This is a genomic window from Aeromonas sp. PrichA-15 (genome assembly GCF_017939245.1).
GTDB lineage: Bacteria > Pseudomonadota > Gammaproteobacteria > Enterobacterales > Aeromonadaceae > Aeromonas > Aeromonas caviae.
The window spans coordinates 31,721-44,842 of sequence record NZ_JAGKRH010000016.1 but is presented as its reverse complement, the minus strand read 5'-3'; the positions used below and the strand labels follow the sequence as shown (position 1 = coordinate 44,842).

The window sequence follows — 13,122 nt, the reverse complement described above, 5'->3', positions numbered from 1 at the left end:
AGGGTCTTTGAGTTCAGAGAAGAATTGAGTAAATGCAGCATGGTGGTTCATCGCGAAACTCCCGTAAAAGAGAGTATAAGATCACACCCAGATCGGTCGGTCAAATCCTCTTAACATTGCTTCAAAACGTTCACGATCTCGCCCTGTCAGATAGGGAAACTTCCAGATATTCCCGAGCCCGACGGCAGACCCCAGGGTCGCGGCCAGCACGCCAAAGGTGCTGGTAAACCCATCTCTGGCTTTGGTAATGGATTGGCTCATCGTTGTCTCACTGTGTGGATCACCGCCTGAATTAAAAGGGTCGGAGTGTTCCGTGGATTAATCCAGCCCGACAAGATGATTTAGTGAAAATCGCCGTTGACCGCACACAACGCATTATTTAATTAAATAATCATCCATTTTGACAAATAAAAAATGCCGCCTCGAGGGCGGCATTTTTATCAAGGTTGAACTGAATCAAGCCTTGGCAATATCGTCCGGACCGATCTGGCCGATTTCGGCGACTTTCTTGTCAGCCAGCAGCCAGAGGGTGAACTTGTGCAGATCGGGGTGGTGGGCCAGGGCAACCAGGAAGGCGCCTCCGACTTCACGGTAACCCAGTTCATAGTTCTTCAGGGTGGTTGGGGGGACGCCCAGCAGATCGGCAAACTTGGGACGGCTCAGGCCTACCGCTTCGCGGATCTGACGGATCTTCTTGCCAACAGTTACGATATTTGAATTCATGTGTTTCATACTCCGTTCGGCGGATTGACTCCACCTTTATTTTTCGCGACGACTCGTAGTCAAGTGTATCAGTTTTGAACGGACTCGTTATGGTCGAGCCTCTATCTATAATCAGCGTCTTTCGACGACAACCCTTCACAAACCTCGGGGATGGTAATCGCTGCGTCGCCTCAGGTAAACAGTCTCGAAAAGAAACCTTTCTTGTTGCCCGGCCATCCCTCGTATAATTCGCCGGTTATTTCCAAGAGAGTCATCAACATGGCATTTCCCGGCATCATTTCCCGTCTTCATTCCGACCCGGACTCCCTCCCCCGTCAGCTCGCCCAGGGTCTGCAGACCCGGGCCGAAGCGTTCTGGCTGCCCATGGCCATGCAGGGGGACGCCGCCACCGTGCTGGCGGCCCTCCCGGACAGCTGCAGCCTCTATCTTGAAGGCCAGGCGACGCTTCCCCTGCGCAGCCACGACGGCGTCGTGGCAGAAAACGGCACCCTGGCACTGGGCAATGGTCACACGATGACGCTGGCCAGGGAGAAAGGCGATGGCGGCATCGTGCCGGAAGAAAACCTCGCCGAGATGGCCCAATGGCTGGAAGCAGGTCATCGGCACTTCATCTGCTCCACCGCCGTCCAGCCCGTGGCGCGGGCCATCCTCAACATCTGGCCTCTCGATCCCTACCTCGCCCGTCACTTCTTGCTCAGTTTCACACCCTTGCTGTGCGAAGCAACTGAGGCGGACTATCTTGCTGTCCTCTCGGTCAGGGCGGGTGACGCCACCCCGCGGCACGCTTGGGCTGAGGCTTATATGAAGCTTGAGAAGAAACTGCATCGCGCCTACTTGGATCACTAATAAATCCCAAGAAACAGCCAGTTATCCCTACGACACAATTTGCCCCATCCCTTATCTGTGAGCTTGATCATGTTTTGAAATGGGCATAAAGTGCGCCACGTCATCGGAATGACGTCGGCTGTTCGTGGCGGAGTATGCATTGTCGACAGTGCAACCCGCGCACTTGTGCACCCAGATACGTGCCTCCTGGATGGATCTAGGATCCCTGTTCGCACCAACGTCGTTGGTCGACAGAGCCAGCAGCTTACATAAATTACAAAGTGCGAAGCACGTGAACAACGTGCCATCTCAACGAGGATTATTTTATGATGAAAATGGCTCCTTCCCTGATCGCCATCGCTATGGCCACAATGGGTGCAACTGCAGCTCACGCCGCTGACGACATCTACTTCGGCGCCGGTGTTGGTGCAACTCACTTCAACGGTCTGAACAAGATCGAAGGCGTGAACGTTGGCGAAGAAGATGCGGCTGCTGCCAATGCCTTCGTTGGTTACAACTTCAACGAATACTTCGGTTCCGAGCTGGGCTACCAGTACACCGGCCGTGGCAACACCGACGGCAACCGTTACGAGAGCCAGGGTGCCACCCTGTCCGGTATCGCTCGTCTGCCGCTGGGCAACGATTTCTCCCTGTTCGGTGAAGCTGGCGCCTACTGGGGCCACACCGACGGTCTGGGTACCAGCGATACCAAAGTATCCCCGCTTGCCGGTGCCGGTGTGACCTACAAGGTCAACGACGCGCTGGATCTGCAAGCTCGCTACCGCTACATGTGGGACGTGGCTGACCTGCACGCCGACAACGTACGCTACAAGTCCAACCAGAGCGTTGCGACCCTGGAAGCCGTTTACCACCCGTTCCGTACTTCCTACGTAGCGCCTGCTCCGGCCCCGGTTGTTGAAGAAGCACCGGCCCCGGCTCCGCAAATCGTTGAGAAGAACTTCGCCCTGAACTCCGACGTGCTGTTCGCCTTTGGCAAAGACAGCCTGAAGGCCGAAGGTGTGCAAGCCCTGAACGCTCTGTACCAGCAAATCGTTGAGTTCCAGCCGAAAGACGGCAACGCCGTTGTTGTTGGTTACACCGACCGTATCGGTTCCGACGCTTACAACCAGAAGCTGTCTGAAGCTCGTGCCCGCACCGTTGCCAACTTCCTGGTCAGCAAGGGTATGGCTGCCAGCAAGGTTGCCATCGAAGGTCGCGGCGAAGCCAACCCGGTCACCGGCACCAAGTGTGACGGCGTCAAGGCCAAGGCTCAGCTGATCTCCTGCCTGGCTCCGGACCGTCGCGTAGAAGTTCGCGTATCCGGCGTACAAGAAGTTCAAAAGTAATCTGACTTCGCTCAGGTAACGTAAAAAAGGGGATGCCACGGCATCCCCTTTTGCTGTCTCTCTCCTCCCCCCAGCGACACTCTCTGTCTCACCTTTTCTCCCCTTTACCCCCGTATTGCGGCCCCGCGACACCGGTATCGGCGCTGCATATCTGTGCAGAAACTTGATCACGCTGATTCAAAAGAATACAGTAGCAACGCTTGTAAGACATTGGATGAACTATTAAAAGTGCTCAGTGCCCGGTTAGTTGCCCATGGAGAAACAGCTTCATGAGAATCCAGGTTTCCATCCATTTTTTATTCAAGCCGTCCGTGATCCGCTCACGGTGTCGCACATGAAGTGTCATCTGCGACCGGTATAACAAAGAGTGCGCAGTACGCCCATAGCACGGCAACTCAACGAGGATAAAACGATGAAAATGAAAATGGCACCAACCCTGATTGCTCTGGCCATTGCAGCCATGGGAACCACCACCGCTCAGGCGGCCGACGACTGGTACACGGGTATGGGTGCAGGTTGGGCCTATGGCCACGACCTGGATACCTTCGGCCAGGATGCTGACAAGGACGCCACCGCGCTCTCCCTGTTCGGCGGTTACAACTTCACCGAGAACTTTGCCGCCGAGCTCGGCTATCTCTATGCCGGCAAGGCTGGCGTCGATGGCGTCGACTTCAAGACCCAGGGTGCCACCCTGTCCGGTATCGCACGCCTGCCCATGAATGACATCTTCTCCGTCTTCGCCGAAGGGGGTGCCTACTTCAACCACGTCAACGGCAACGGCCAGAGCGACAACGGGACCTCGCCGCTGGCGGGTCTGGGTCTGACTGCCAAGCTCTCCGACCTTATCGACCTACAGGCCCGCTACCGCTACATGTGGGATCTGGGTGACGATCAGAAAACCTGGAAAACCGACATGAGCGTCGCCACCCTGGAACTGGTGATGCACCCGAACCGCACCACCTATGTGGCACCGGCCCCGGCACCGGCTCCCGAGCCGGTTCCCGAGCCCGTCATGGTCGACAAGAATTTCTCCCTGAGCTCGGACGTGCTGTTTGCCTTCGGCAAATCCACCCTGAAGCCGGAAGGGGCTGCTGCGCTCAACACCCTGTATCAGCAGATCGTCGACGTCCAGCCGAAAGATGGCAGCGCCGTGGTGGTGGGTTACACCGACCGCATCGGCTCCGATGCCTACAACCTGAAGCTGTCTGAAGCCCGTGCCCGCACCGTGGCCGACTTCCTGGTTGGCAAGGGTCTGCCGGCTGGCAAGGTTTCCATCGAAGGTCGTGGTGAAGCCAACCCGGTCACCGGCACCCAGTGTGACGGCATCAAGGCCAAGGCTCAGCTGATCGCCTGCCTGGCACCGGATCGCCGCGTCGAAGTGCGCGTCACCGGCGTACAGGAAGTGCAGCAATAAGGGGACAACCACCTGTTAAAAAAAGGGGCCATTCCGGCCCCTTTTTTAATGCCCGAACGGCACCGCCAGCGCGGGCAGCCCACCTGCCTGTCTCACCGATTTTCCATACAGATGCGTCACTTAAATGGTTAATGCGCTCACATCGCCTATACATAATGTTGGCTATACATAGCAAAGGGCTGGGAGCCCTATAACACCCAACATCGACGAGGATACGCGATGAACATAAGACTGAAACCTGTGTGGATTGCATTGGCATTGGCGACGAGTGCCGCCCAGGCGGCACCTGTTCACGACTGGTATGTGGGGGCTGGGGGTGGCTGGGCCTTTGCCCATGACATCGATGATTTCAGCCAGGACGTCGGCAAGGACGCAACCGCCATCAACGCCTTTGTCGGCTACAACTACAACGAGAATCTGGGGGCAGAGCTCGGCTACCTCTCCACCGGTGACTGGGATATTGCCGGCCAGGACTTCAACAGCAAGGGGGCCACCCTGTCGGTCATTGGCCGTTTGCCCCTGGGGGACATCTTCTCTGTCTTTGCCGAAGGGGGCGGTTATCTCTATCACGTTGACTCCGTCAACGGGGGAGATGACAACCTGGCTCCCCTGGCGGGTCTGGGCCTGACCGCCAGACTGAGCGACTGGGTAGACATCCAGACCCGCTACCGCTACATGGTGCGAGTCGGGGACGATCCTGACAACGACAAGGTGGGCAGCGGCACCAAACGCTGGGTCAGCGACATCAGTACCGCCACCATCGAGCTGGTGCTTCACCCCAATCGCACCGTCGCCGCAGTGCCGGTGGCCGCGCCTCTGGTCGTGGCACCGCCGCCCCCGGCTCCCGAGCCGGTGGATCAGACCTTCAACCTGAGTTCGGATGTGCTGTTTGCCTTTGGCAAGGCGGAGCTCAAACCGGAGGGGATGCAGGCACTCGACGCCCTCTACCAGCAGATCGTCGACGTCAAACCCAAGGATGGCAACGCCATGGTGATGGGCTACACCGACCGCATCGGCTCGGATGCCAACAACCAGGCACTGTCGGAGGCCCGTGCAAGCACGGTCGCCAACTTCCTGATTGGCAAAGGGCTGCCCGCCGACAAGGTGAGCATCCAGGGCAACGGCGAGAGCAACCCGGTCACCGGCACCCAGTGTGATGCCATCAAGGCCAGGGCTGCCCTCATCGACTGCCTGGCCCCGGATCGCCGGGTCGAAATCCGGGTCACCGGTGTCAGCAATCCCGCCGAGCCCGCCCCCGCCGAGCAACCGGCACAATAACCTCCTCTTCCTTCACAGCCGTGCACAAAAAAGGGATGCCGAGGCATCCCTTCTCCGTGTCTGTCCCCTTGGGATCAGAAGGAAGTACGACGATAGCGGCGGTACTCGGGGCGCCAGAAGTTCGCCTCGATGGCCTGATCGATCACATCATCGGGGGTCTGCACCGCCTTGCCCTGCAACATGGCGGTCTTGGCCACCATCTTGGCGATGTAGCGGGAGACCTGATGGATGTCCGCCAGATCCGGCAGCAAGGAGCCCTCTTCCCCCTTCACCAGGGGTGAACAATCCGCGAGGGCACGGCTGGCCGACATCAGCATGGCATCGGTCACCCGGTTGGCACCGGAGGCGATCACCCCAAGGCCGATACCCGGGAAGATGAAAGAGTTGTTGCACTGGGCGATGACGTAGCGCTTGCCCTTGTACTCCACCGGTGCGAACGGGCTGCCGGTGGCGACCAGCACCTGGCCGTCGGTCCAACGAATGAGATCCGCCGGGGTGGCTTCCACCCGGGAAGTGGGGTTGGAGAGCGGGAAGATGATGGGACGGGCACAGTGCTTGTGCATGGTCTTGACCACTTCTTCGGTGAAGAGGCCGGGCTGGCCGGAGACCCCGATCAGGATGTCCGGGCGACCGTGTTCCATCACCTCCAGCAGGGAGATGTTGTCCCCCACCGGCCACTCCTTGATCCGCTCGACCGGCTGGGAGAGCTTGCGCTGGAAGTCGAGCTGGTTGGGGATCTTGTCGGTGATGAGACCGAATCGATCCACCATGAAGACCCGGCCCCGCGCTTCGGCGTCGGTCAGCCCTTCGGCCTTCATCTGCGCCACGATCTGCTCGGCGATGCCGCACCCGGCACTGCCCGCCCCGAGGAAGGCGACCCGCTTCTCGGAGAGCTTGGCACCGGAGGCCTTGCAGGCGGCGATGAGGCTGCCCAGGGTCACCGCGGCGGTCCCCTGAATGTCATCGTTGAAGCAGCACAGCTCATCCTTGTAGCGGTTGAGCAGCGGGGTGGCATTGCCCTGGGCGAAATCCTCGAACTGCAGCAGGATGTCCGGCCAGCGGCGCTTGACCGCCTGAATGAAGGCATCGACGAACTCGTCGTACTCTTCGCCGGAGATGCGCGGATGGCGCCACCCCATGTAGAAGGGGTCGTTCAGCAACTGCTGGTTGTTGGTGCCCACATCCAGCACCACCGGCAGGCAGTAGGCCGGGGAGATGCCGCCACAGGCGGTGTAGAGGGAGAGCTTGCCGATGGGAATGCCCATGCCGCCGATGCCCTGATCCCCGAGGCCCAGGATGCGTTCGCCATCGGTAACCACGATCACCTTGACGTTCTGCTTGGTGGCATTTTGCAGCATGTCATCGATCCTGTCCTTGTCTGGATAGGAGATGAAGAGGCCACGGGCGCGGCGATAGATGTTGGAGAACTCCTCGCACGCCTTGCCGACCGTCGGGGTGTAGATGACCGGCAGCATTTCGGTGAGGTGGTTGTTCAGCAGGCGGTAGAAGAGCGTTTCGTTGGTATCCTGGATGTTGCGCAAATAGATGTGCTTGTCCATGTCGTTGCCAAACGCCATGAACTGGCGATAGGCACGCTCTGCCTGCTCTTCGATGGTTTCGATGTTCTGGGGCAGCAGACCTTCCAGATTGAAGCTGCTGCGTTCTTCGCTGGTGAAGGCGCTGCCCTTGTTGAGCAACGGCGTCTCCAGCAGGGCTGGACCTGCGTAGGGAATGTAGAGGGGACGTTTCTGATTATTATCTTCAAACATGGATCTGTACCTTGACTGTGTGGCCCGTCGATCCTATGGGCTTGAGCCAACAATTTCAAAGGGTTTGCACCTCCCTTGCGAAAGGTTTGCGACCCAGTCGACGAAAGGCCCCCGGAGTCTGACCCGTCAGGCGGCGAAAACGGTTGGCAAAGTTGGCGCCGTCGCTGTATCCGACCCGGGCCGCCAGCTCGGCCAGCGGCCAGTTGGTGTAGAGCAGCAACTGGCGCGCCTTGTTCATGCGAAGCCCGGTGAGCCAGGCCATGGGGCCCATGCCGAACACCTGCTGGCAGAGCCGGTGCAGATGGGGCACCGAGCAGGCCATCTGGTCGGCCAGCAGGGCCACGCTCCAGGGCTCGTCCAGACGTGCCTCCACCCGCCGAAACAGCGCCTGTAGCCTAAGCTCCGGCGTGCCGCGCACCTCCCCCTGCAGGGTTCGCTCCAAGAGCGCCAGCAGCAGGCTCAGCAGCTGGGGCTGGAGTGGCGAACGTATTCCCTCCCCCTGCATCAGGCTGAGCAGGTGGTAGAGCTGCTCCCCCTCCTCCCCCTGCCAGATGCGATGGCCAAGCCGGTGCAGATGCTGCCAGCGAGGCACGTCGTCCAGCAGGATCCAACTGGTATGCCAGGCTTCCCCCACCAGCCTGAGGCCCCCCGGCACGGCGGCCGGGAGAAAGACCAGGGCTCCCGCCGGGATGGGCTGCTCCCCGCCATCGGTGAGCAGGGCGCCCCCCTCGTCATGGCTCACCATCAGGATGTGAAACTCCGGTCGGTTGCGGCGGATAAGGTAGTGCTCCCGTATCGTCGAGAGGCCGGTCAGGAAGACACCCGCCTCCCCAAGCAGAGGCAGCCCTTCGCGCCCCAGCATCCGCTCTTCGCAGGCCGGGGCGATTTCCAGACACTCGCTGATAAATGGCATAGCACCTCAACAGGATAGTTTTGCACAATAAAGCCGAGAGAGGCTCACAGTGAAGCCTCCCGTTATCACCCCTATCATACCCACGACAAACCCTGATTTTTACCAACCCGGTTAACATAAATGAATTATTGGCAAGCGATTTTAAAACAAACCACCGATCGCGAGTTCATGACGCGACTGTGGCGACTGGCCCTGCCGGTTTCGCTGCAATCCATGATGTTCTCCCTGCTCGGCCTCATCGACATCATGATGGTGAGCCAGCTCGGCACCACGGCTGTGGCGGCGGTCGGCTTGGGCAACCGGGTCTTCTTCTTCAATCTGCTGGTGATAGCGGGGCTCTCGGGCGGGGTCTCGGTGTTGGCGGCACAATATTTCGGCCGTGGCGAGATGGCCGGGGTGCGCCGCTCCCTGGCCCTGGCCCTGGTGGGCGCCCTGGCGGTGAGCCTGCCCTTTGCCCTCGTCTATGTGCTCTCACCGGGCAGCGTGCTGGGGTTTGCCAGCCAGGAGCCCGCGCTGCGCGAGCTGGCCGACGAGTTCCTGATGATCACCGGCGCCACCATCCTCTGCACCGCCGTGGTGGTGCCCCTGGAGTCGGCCCTGCGCTCGGTGGGCAATGCCGCGGCGCCGACCCGCATCGGCATCATCGCCATCATCGCCAACGTCATCCTCAACTATGCCCTCATCTTCGGCCATTTCGGCGCCGAGGCCATGGGAGTAGCCGGCTCCGCCTGGGGCACCACCCTTTCGCGTCTGCTGCAGACCGCGCTGCTGCTTGCCTATGTGTGGCGTGCCGAGCCCCGTCTCATCCCGCGCAAGCAAGACTGGCTCGCCGCCTTCAGGCGCAAGGAGGTGGTGCGCTTCACCCTGATCGCCCTGCCGCTGTTGCTGCACGACGGGCTCTGGGCCTTCGGCATGCTGCTCTACGGCTTCCTCTACGCGCACCTCGGCACCGACGCCCTGGCCATCATGACCACCCTCGGCACGCTGGAGAGCATCCTCATCTCCCTCTTCTTCGGGCTGGCGGTGGCCTGCTCCACCCTGCTCGGTCACCGGCTCGGAGCAGAGGAGTATGACGAGGCCTGGCAACACTCCCAGCTCTTCCTGCTGCTCGCCCCCGTCGGCGCCCTGCTGGTGGGGACCGCCGTCTGGCTGATGCAGGGCAGCCTGCTGCAATGGGTCGGCAACCTGCCGGGCGAGCTGATGACTGAGGCCGGCCAGGTGCTCGCCATCATGTGCCTCGGCATGCTGCTCAAGGTGTTCAACATGGTGGGGATCGTCGGGGTGCTGCGCTCGGGGGGGGACGTCAACTACAGCATCTTCATCGACATCGTCGGCATGTGGTGCATCGGCCTGCCGCTGGCCTGGGTGGCGGTCAGCTTGCTGGGCTGGCCCCTCTCCTGGGTGGTGGCCGTGGTCCTGCTGGAGGAGCTCTCCAAGGTGCTGCTGGTGCAGCGCCGCATTCGCCAGCGCCGCTGGCTGCGCAATCTGGTGCTGGGATAAGGGAAGAGCGCAAAGCGGGAAAATGCGGGGTCATATCAATGACAGAAAATCCCGCTTTGCAGTATGCTGGCCCCCTCTTCAATCAGAGGCGGGGTGCGCCGGCCATGCCGACCCTTGTGCCCTGCCCAGTAGTCGTTTAAGGAGACGAGCATGCAACCACAAAAAGAGCGGATCACCGAGACTGCCCTGCTGGAGATGGCCAACAAGATCATTCGTGAACACGAGGACTTCATCCACGGCATGCGCGCCGACTCGGTGGAGCAGAAGGGGGACATTCTGGTGTTCAAGGGGGAGTTCTTCCTGGCAGAGGACGGCACCCCGACCGGCAAGACCATGGCGGTGTTCAACATGTTCAAGCTGCTGGCCCAGCAGCTCTCCGGCAAATACACCCTGGCCTGACGCCAGCCCCGTCATCACCGGATGCCGCCCTCAGGCGGCATCCGTTTTTGTGCGCCCTGCATCGCCCGCGGGTTTGCCGGCCTCGGCCACCACGCAGTTGCGACCCGCCATCTTGGCCATGTAGAGGCACTCGTCCGCCCGGTTGAGCAGCTCCTCTACCCCCTCGCCACGCTGGGCCAGGGTCAGACCGATGCTCACCGTCACCTCCAGCAGCTCGTCGGAGGTGGGGCTTTTCACCAACCGCGCCTCCACCGCGACCCGCAGCCGCTCCGCCACCCGCTTGGCCTGTGCCAGATCCGTGCAACCGGGCAACAGGATGGCAAACTCCTCCCCGCCGTAACGCCCGAGCACCATGCCGGGCTCCAGTTGCTCCGACAGGGTGGCCGCCACCTCCTTGAGCACCGCATCCCCCGCCAAATGGCCGAAGGTGTCATTGATGCGCTTGAAGCGGTCCAGATCCAGCAGCAGCACCGCGAAGGGAGCCTGTTTACGGATCATGGCGGCCCTCGCCTTCTCGAGCTGCTTCATCAGCAGGCGGCGGTTCATCATGCCGGTCAGCTCGTCCGTGGTGGATTCCCGATAGAGTTGCAGCAGCATGTTGAGCTGGCCGCACTGCACCCAGGCGCTGGCGATGGCAAAGAGCCCCAGCAGCCAGACCTGGTTGAGGGTCTGCACGCTCCAGAGAGGCTGGCCCACCAGCAGCCAGTTGCCCGCCAGCATGGTGGCCAGAATGCCCCCCGCCAGTTGCAGGCTGAGGGAGAGGGGAATGGGGAAGATGGCGAACAGGCTGATGAGCAGATAGGGGAAGGCCATGTAGCCCGCCTGCATCTCCTGATCCGCGCCGAAGCTGTGCAGGCAGATGAGGGAGAAGAGCATCATCACCGCCATCAGGTAGCCCAGCGCCAGCTTCATGCGCTCGCGCTTGAAGTGGATGAGATAGGAGAGGGGGATGAGGGGCGAGAGGGCCAGCAGGCAGAAGATCCTGACCTGGAACAGCGCCTCGAACTGGATGGCTGGCAGGGTCAGCCAGTCCACCAGAGCCCAGCTCGGGAGCCCCGCCATCAGCAGACAGGTGAGCAGCCGCAGCCGCACCGTCATGAAGCCCATCCGGGTCAGGGTAAAATCTTCGGAGTGGGCGCGGGCACTCCAGAACTCCGACAGCTTCAGCATCCAGAGTCTCCATCTTCGAACCGAGGGCTCATTCTACACCGTCCCCATCCTGATGCATCAGCCTCCCTCCCCTTTGTGAGGGATCGGTCTCACACAAACCGGCGGATCTTAATCGCCACAGGAAAACGTTTCAACCCATCGAGAAATAAACGAGTTTGCGCTCAATTAGCGCTGGAAAGCGCGATGCCAATCACTAAAATAGCGCCCAATTTTCTCCCCTCCCCCCACACATTCGAGGTATTTATGGAACAGGCTGCCGCCCCAAGCGCCATCCGAGAGGCCCATCCCCCCAGGCGAGCCCACAGCGAACTGGTCTACGGCATCGAGGATGTCCCCCCCCTGCCCCAGACCCTGTTCGCCGCCCTGCAGCATATGCTCGCCATGTTTGTCGCCATCATCACCCCGCCCCTCATCATCGCCAATGCCCTCGGCCTCCCCGCCGACGACACCCGCTACATCGTCTCCATGTCCCTGGTCATGTCCGGCATCGCCTCCTTCATCCAGACCCGCCGTTTCGGCCCCCTCGGTTCCGGCCTGCTCTCGGTACAGGGCACCAGCTTCAACTTCCTCGGTCCCATCATCGCCTCCGGCCTCGCCCTCAAGCAGGCGGCCATGCCCACCGACGATCTGCTGGGCACCCTGTTCGGCACCATGCTGGCAGCGGCCCTCACCATCGTCGTCATGAGCCGCTTCCTGCACCTGGTCAAACGGATCATCACCCCGCTGGTGACCGGCATAGTGGTATTGCTCATCGGCCTGACCCTCATCAAGGTAGGGCTCATCAGCATGGGGGGCGGCTACGGCGCCCTGGCGGACGGCAGCTTCGCCAGCCACACCAACCTCTTTCTCTCCCTGCTGGTGCTCGGCCTCATCGTGCTGATGCAGCGCAGTCGCAACCCCTGGCTGCGCCTCTCCGCCATCATGATCGCCATGCTGGCGGGCTATGCGGTGGCACTGCTGCTGGGCAAGGTGGCTGCCCCCACCTTCGACGGCCCCCTGCTGATGGTGCCTGTTCCGCTGCACTACGGGCTCGGCTTTGACTGGCAGCTGTTCGTGCCGCTCGCCATCATCTTCGTGGTGACGGCGCTGGAAGCCATCGGCGACATGACCGCCACCTCCGACATCTCCGGCGAGCCGCTGGAAGGGCCGGTCTACATGGCGCGGATCAAGGGGGGCGTGCTGGCCGATGGCGCCAACTCCATGCTGGCGGCGGTCTTCTCCACCTTCCCCATGTCCACCTTCGCCCAGAACAACGGCGTCATCCAGCTGACCGGGGTGGCCAGCCGCCATGTCGGCCTCTTCATCGCCGCCATGCTGGCCCTGCTCGGCCTGTTCCCGGCGGTGGCGAGCCTGGTGCAACAAATACCTGAACCCGTGCTCGGCGGCGCCACCATCGTCATGTTCGGCACCATCGCCGCCGCCGGGGTGCGCATCATCTCCCGGGAGGAGCTGGACCGCCGCGCCCTGATGATCCTGGCGGTGTCGCTCGCCATGGGTCTCGGAGTGGCCCAGGTGCCCGAGGTGCTGCAACACCTGCCGGAGCTGGCCAGGAGCGTGCTCTCCTACGGCGTCGCCACCGGCGGCCTCACCGCCATCCTGCTCAATCTGCTGCTGCCCAGGCGCGCCGCCGCACAGGCCTGACACTCCGCCATCCTTGCACCAAAGCCCCGCCACGCGGCAATGCTGTTCACTTAAGAGAATTTGAGTTCCAGTCCACGTAGTATCAGGACAAAAAAGCGAGGGAGGCATGATGCCTCCCTCTTTCTATTGCAAGCCCCGCTGGAT

The 13,122-nt window shown here is 61.3% G+C and carries 12 protein-coding genes; 7 read left to right on the top strand and 5 right to left on the bottom strand.

What is annotated here, in order from left to right; all coding sequences use genetic code 11:
• Window positions 1–81: 81 nt before the first annotated feature.
• Together J9889_RS02740 and J9889_RS02735 are read right to left on the bottom strand one after the other, a co-directional pair.
• Complete coding sequence (locus J9889_RS02740) at window positions 82–261, bottom strand: hypothetical protein (RefSeq protein WP_349237003.1); 180 nt, start codon at window positions 259–261, stop codon at window positions 82–84.
• Window positions 262–456: 195 nt separating this feature from the next.
• Window positions 457–723 (bottom strand): helix-turn-helix transcriptional regulator, encoded by a 267-nt coding sequence (locus tag J9889_RS02735; protein WP_010673503.1) that lies wholly within the window; start codon window positions 721–723, stop codon window positions 457–459.
• A gap of 258 nt (window positions 724–981) precedes the next feature.
• Between J9889_RS02735 and J9889_RS02730 the strand changes: the two genes are divergently transcribed.
• The 4 genes from J9889_RS02730 to J9889_RS02715 all read left to right on the top strand — a co-directional run bounded on the left by J9889_RS02730 (window position 982) and on the right by J9889_RS02715 (window position 5,586).
• A complete protein-coding gene (locus tag J9889_RS02730) occupies window positions 982–1,569 on the top strand; it encodes a hypothetical protein (protein ID WP_210555951.1) in 588 nt (195 codons plus the stop codon).
• Between the two features lie 305 nt (window positions 1,570–1,874).
• Window positions 1,875–2,894 (top strand): porin OmpA, encoded by a 1,020-nt coding sequence (gene ompA / locus J9889_RS02725; RefSeq protein WP_010673501.1) that lies wholly within the window; start codon window positions 1,875–1,877, stop codon window positions 2,892–2,894.
• A 412-nt stretch (window positions 2,895–3,306) separates the two neighbouring features.
• Window positions 3,307–4,308 carry a porin OmpA gene (gene ompA, locus J9889_RS02720; protein ID WP_039039303.1) on the top strand — a complete coding sequence of 334 codons (1,002 nt, stop codon included), beginning with the start codon at window positions 3,307–3,309 and terminating at the stop codon, window positions 4,306–4,308.
• Between the two features lie 219 nt (window positions 4,309–4,527).
• Window positions 4,528–5,586 carry an OmpA family protein gene (locus J9889_RS02715; protein WP_048208140.1) on the top strand — a complete coding sequence of 353 codons (1,059 nt, stop codon included), beginning with the start codon at window positions 4,528–4,530 and terminating at the stop codon, window positions 5,584–5,586.
• A 74-nt stretch (window positions 5,587–5,660) separates the two neighbouring features.
• Here the strand turns inward: J9889_RS02715 and J9889_RS02710 are convergent, their stop codons facing one another.
• A complete protein-coding gene (locus J9889_RS02710) occupies window positions 5,661–7,355 on the bottom strand; it encodes an NAD-dependent malic enzyme (protein WP_039039301.1) in 1,695 nt (564 codons plus the stop codon).
• Window positions 7,356–7,410: 55 nt separating this feature from the next.
• The gene (locus J9889_RS02705; RefSeq protein WP_041213342.1) at window positions 7,411–8,268 is read right to left on the bottom strand and encodes an AraC family transcriptional regulator; all 858 of its coding nucleotides are present in this window, start codon (window positions 8,266–8,268) and stop codon (window positions 7,411–7,413) included.
• A gap of 120 nt (window positions 8,269–8,388) precedes the next feature.
• Here J9889_RS02705 and J9889_RS02700 point away from each other — a divergent pair, with 120 nt between their 5' ends.
• Both J9889_RS02700 and J9889_RS02695 read left to right on the top strand, forming a co-directional pair.
• Window positions 8,389–9,768: an MATE family efflux transporter gene (locus J9889_RS02700; protein WP_041213343.1), complete on the top strand. Its 1,380-nt coding sequence runs from the start codon at window positions 8,389–8,391 to the stop codon at window positions 9,766–9,768.
• Between the two features lie 150 nt (window positions 9,769–9,918).
• The gene (locus J9889_RS02695; RefSeq protein WP_010673495.1) at window positions 9,919–10,167 is read left to right on the top strand and encodes a YciN family protein; all 249 of its coding nucleotides are present in this window, start codon (window positions 9,919–9,921) and stop codon (window positions 10,165–10,167) included.
• Between the two features lie 30 nt (window positions 10,168–10,197).
• On the opposite strand, the gene J9889_RS02690 is transcribed toward J9889_RS02695, so the two are convergent.
• On the bottom strand, window positions 10,198–11,337 hold the full coding sequence (locus J9889_RS02690; protein ID WP_111896974.1) for a GGDEF domain-containing protein: 1,140 nt from the start codon (window positions 11,335–11,337) through the stop codon (window positions 10,198–10,200).
• A 243-nt stretch (window positions 11,338–11,580) separates the two neighbouring features.
• Between J9889_RS02690 and J9889_RS02685 the strand changes: the two genes are divergently transcribed.
• Complete coding sequence (locus J9889_RS02685; protein WP_041213345.1) at window positions 11,581–12,978, top strand: nucleobase:cation symporter-2 family protein; 1,398 nt, start codon at window positions 11,581–11,583, stop codon at window positions 12,976–12,978.
• Window positions 12,979–13,122: the final 144 nt, after the last annotated feature.

What these genes read in the sequence shown, in the direction of transcription:
- J9889_RS02740 (WP_349237003.1), bottom strand. Translation starts at nt 261, where the DNA reads ATGAGCCAATCCATTACCAAAGCCAGAGATGGGTTTACCAGCACCTTT.
- J9889_RS02735 (WP_010673503.1), bottom strand. Translation starts at nt 723, where the DNA reads ATGAATTCAAATATCGTAACTGTTGGCAAGAAGATCCGTCAGATCCGC.
- J9889_RS02730 (WP_210555951.1), top strand. Translation starts at nt 982, where the DNA reads ATGGCATTTCCCGGCATCATTTCCCGTCTTCATTCCGACCCGGACTCC.
- ompA (WP_010673501.1), top strand. Translation starts at nt 1,875, where the DNA reads ATGATGAAAATGGCTCCTTCCCTGATCGCCATCGCTATGGCCACAATG.
- ompA (WP_039039303.1), top strand. Translation starts at nt 3,307, where the DNA reads ATGAAAATGAAAATGGCACCAACCCTGATTGCTCTGGCCATTGCAGCC.
- J9889_RS02715 (WP_048208140.1), top strand. Translation starts at nt 4,528, where the DNA reads ATGAACATAAGACTGAAACCTGTGTGGATTGCATTGGCATTGGCGACG.
- J9889_RS02710 (WP_039039301.1), bottom strand. Translation starts at nt 7,355, where the DNA reads ATGTTTGAAGATAATAATCAGAAACGTCCCCTCTACATTCCCTACGCA.
- J9889_RS02705 (WP_041213342.1), bottom strand. Translation starts at nt 8,268, where the DNA reads ATGCCATTTATCAGCGAGTGTCTGGAAATCGCCCCGGCCTGCGAAGAG.
- J9889_RS02700 (WP_041213343.1), top strand. Translation starts at nt 8,389, where the DNA reads ATGAATTATTGGCAAGCGATTTTAAAACAAACCACCGATCGCGAGTTC.
- J9889_RS02695 (WP_010673495.1), top strand. Translation starts at nt 9,919, where the DNA reads ATGCAACCACAAAAAGAGCGGATCACCGAGACTGCCCTGCTGGAGATG.
- J9889_RS02690 (WP_111896974.1), bottom strand. Translation starts at nt 11,337, where the DNA reads ATGCTGAAGCTGTCGGAGTTCTGGAGTGCCCGCGCCCACTCCGAAGAT.
- J9889_RS02685 (WP_041213345.1), top strand. Translation starts at nt 11,581, where the DNA reads ATGGAACAGGCTGCCGCCCCAAGCGCCATCCGAGAGGCCCATCCCCCC.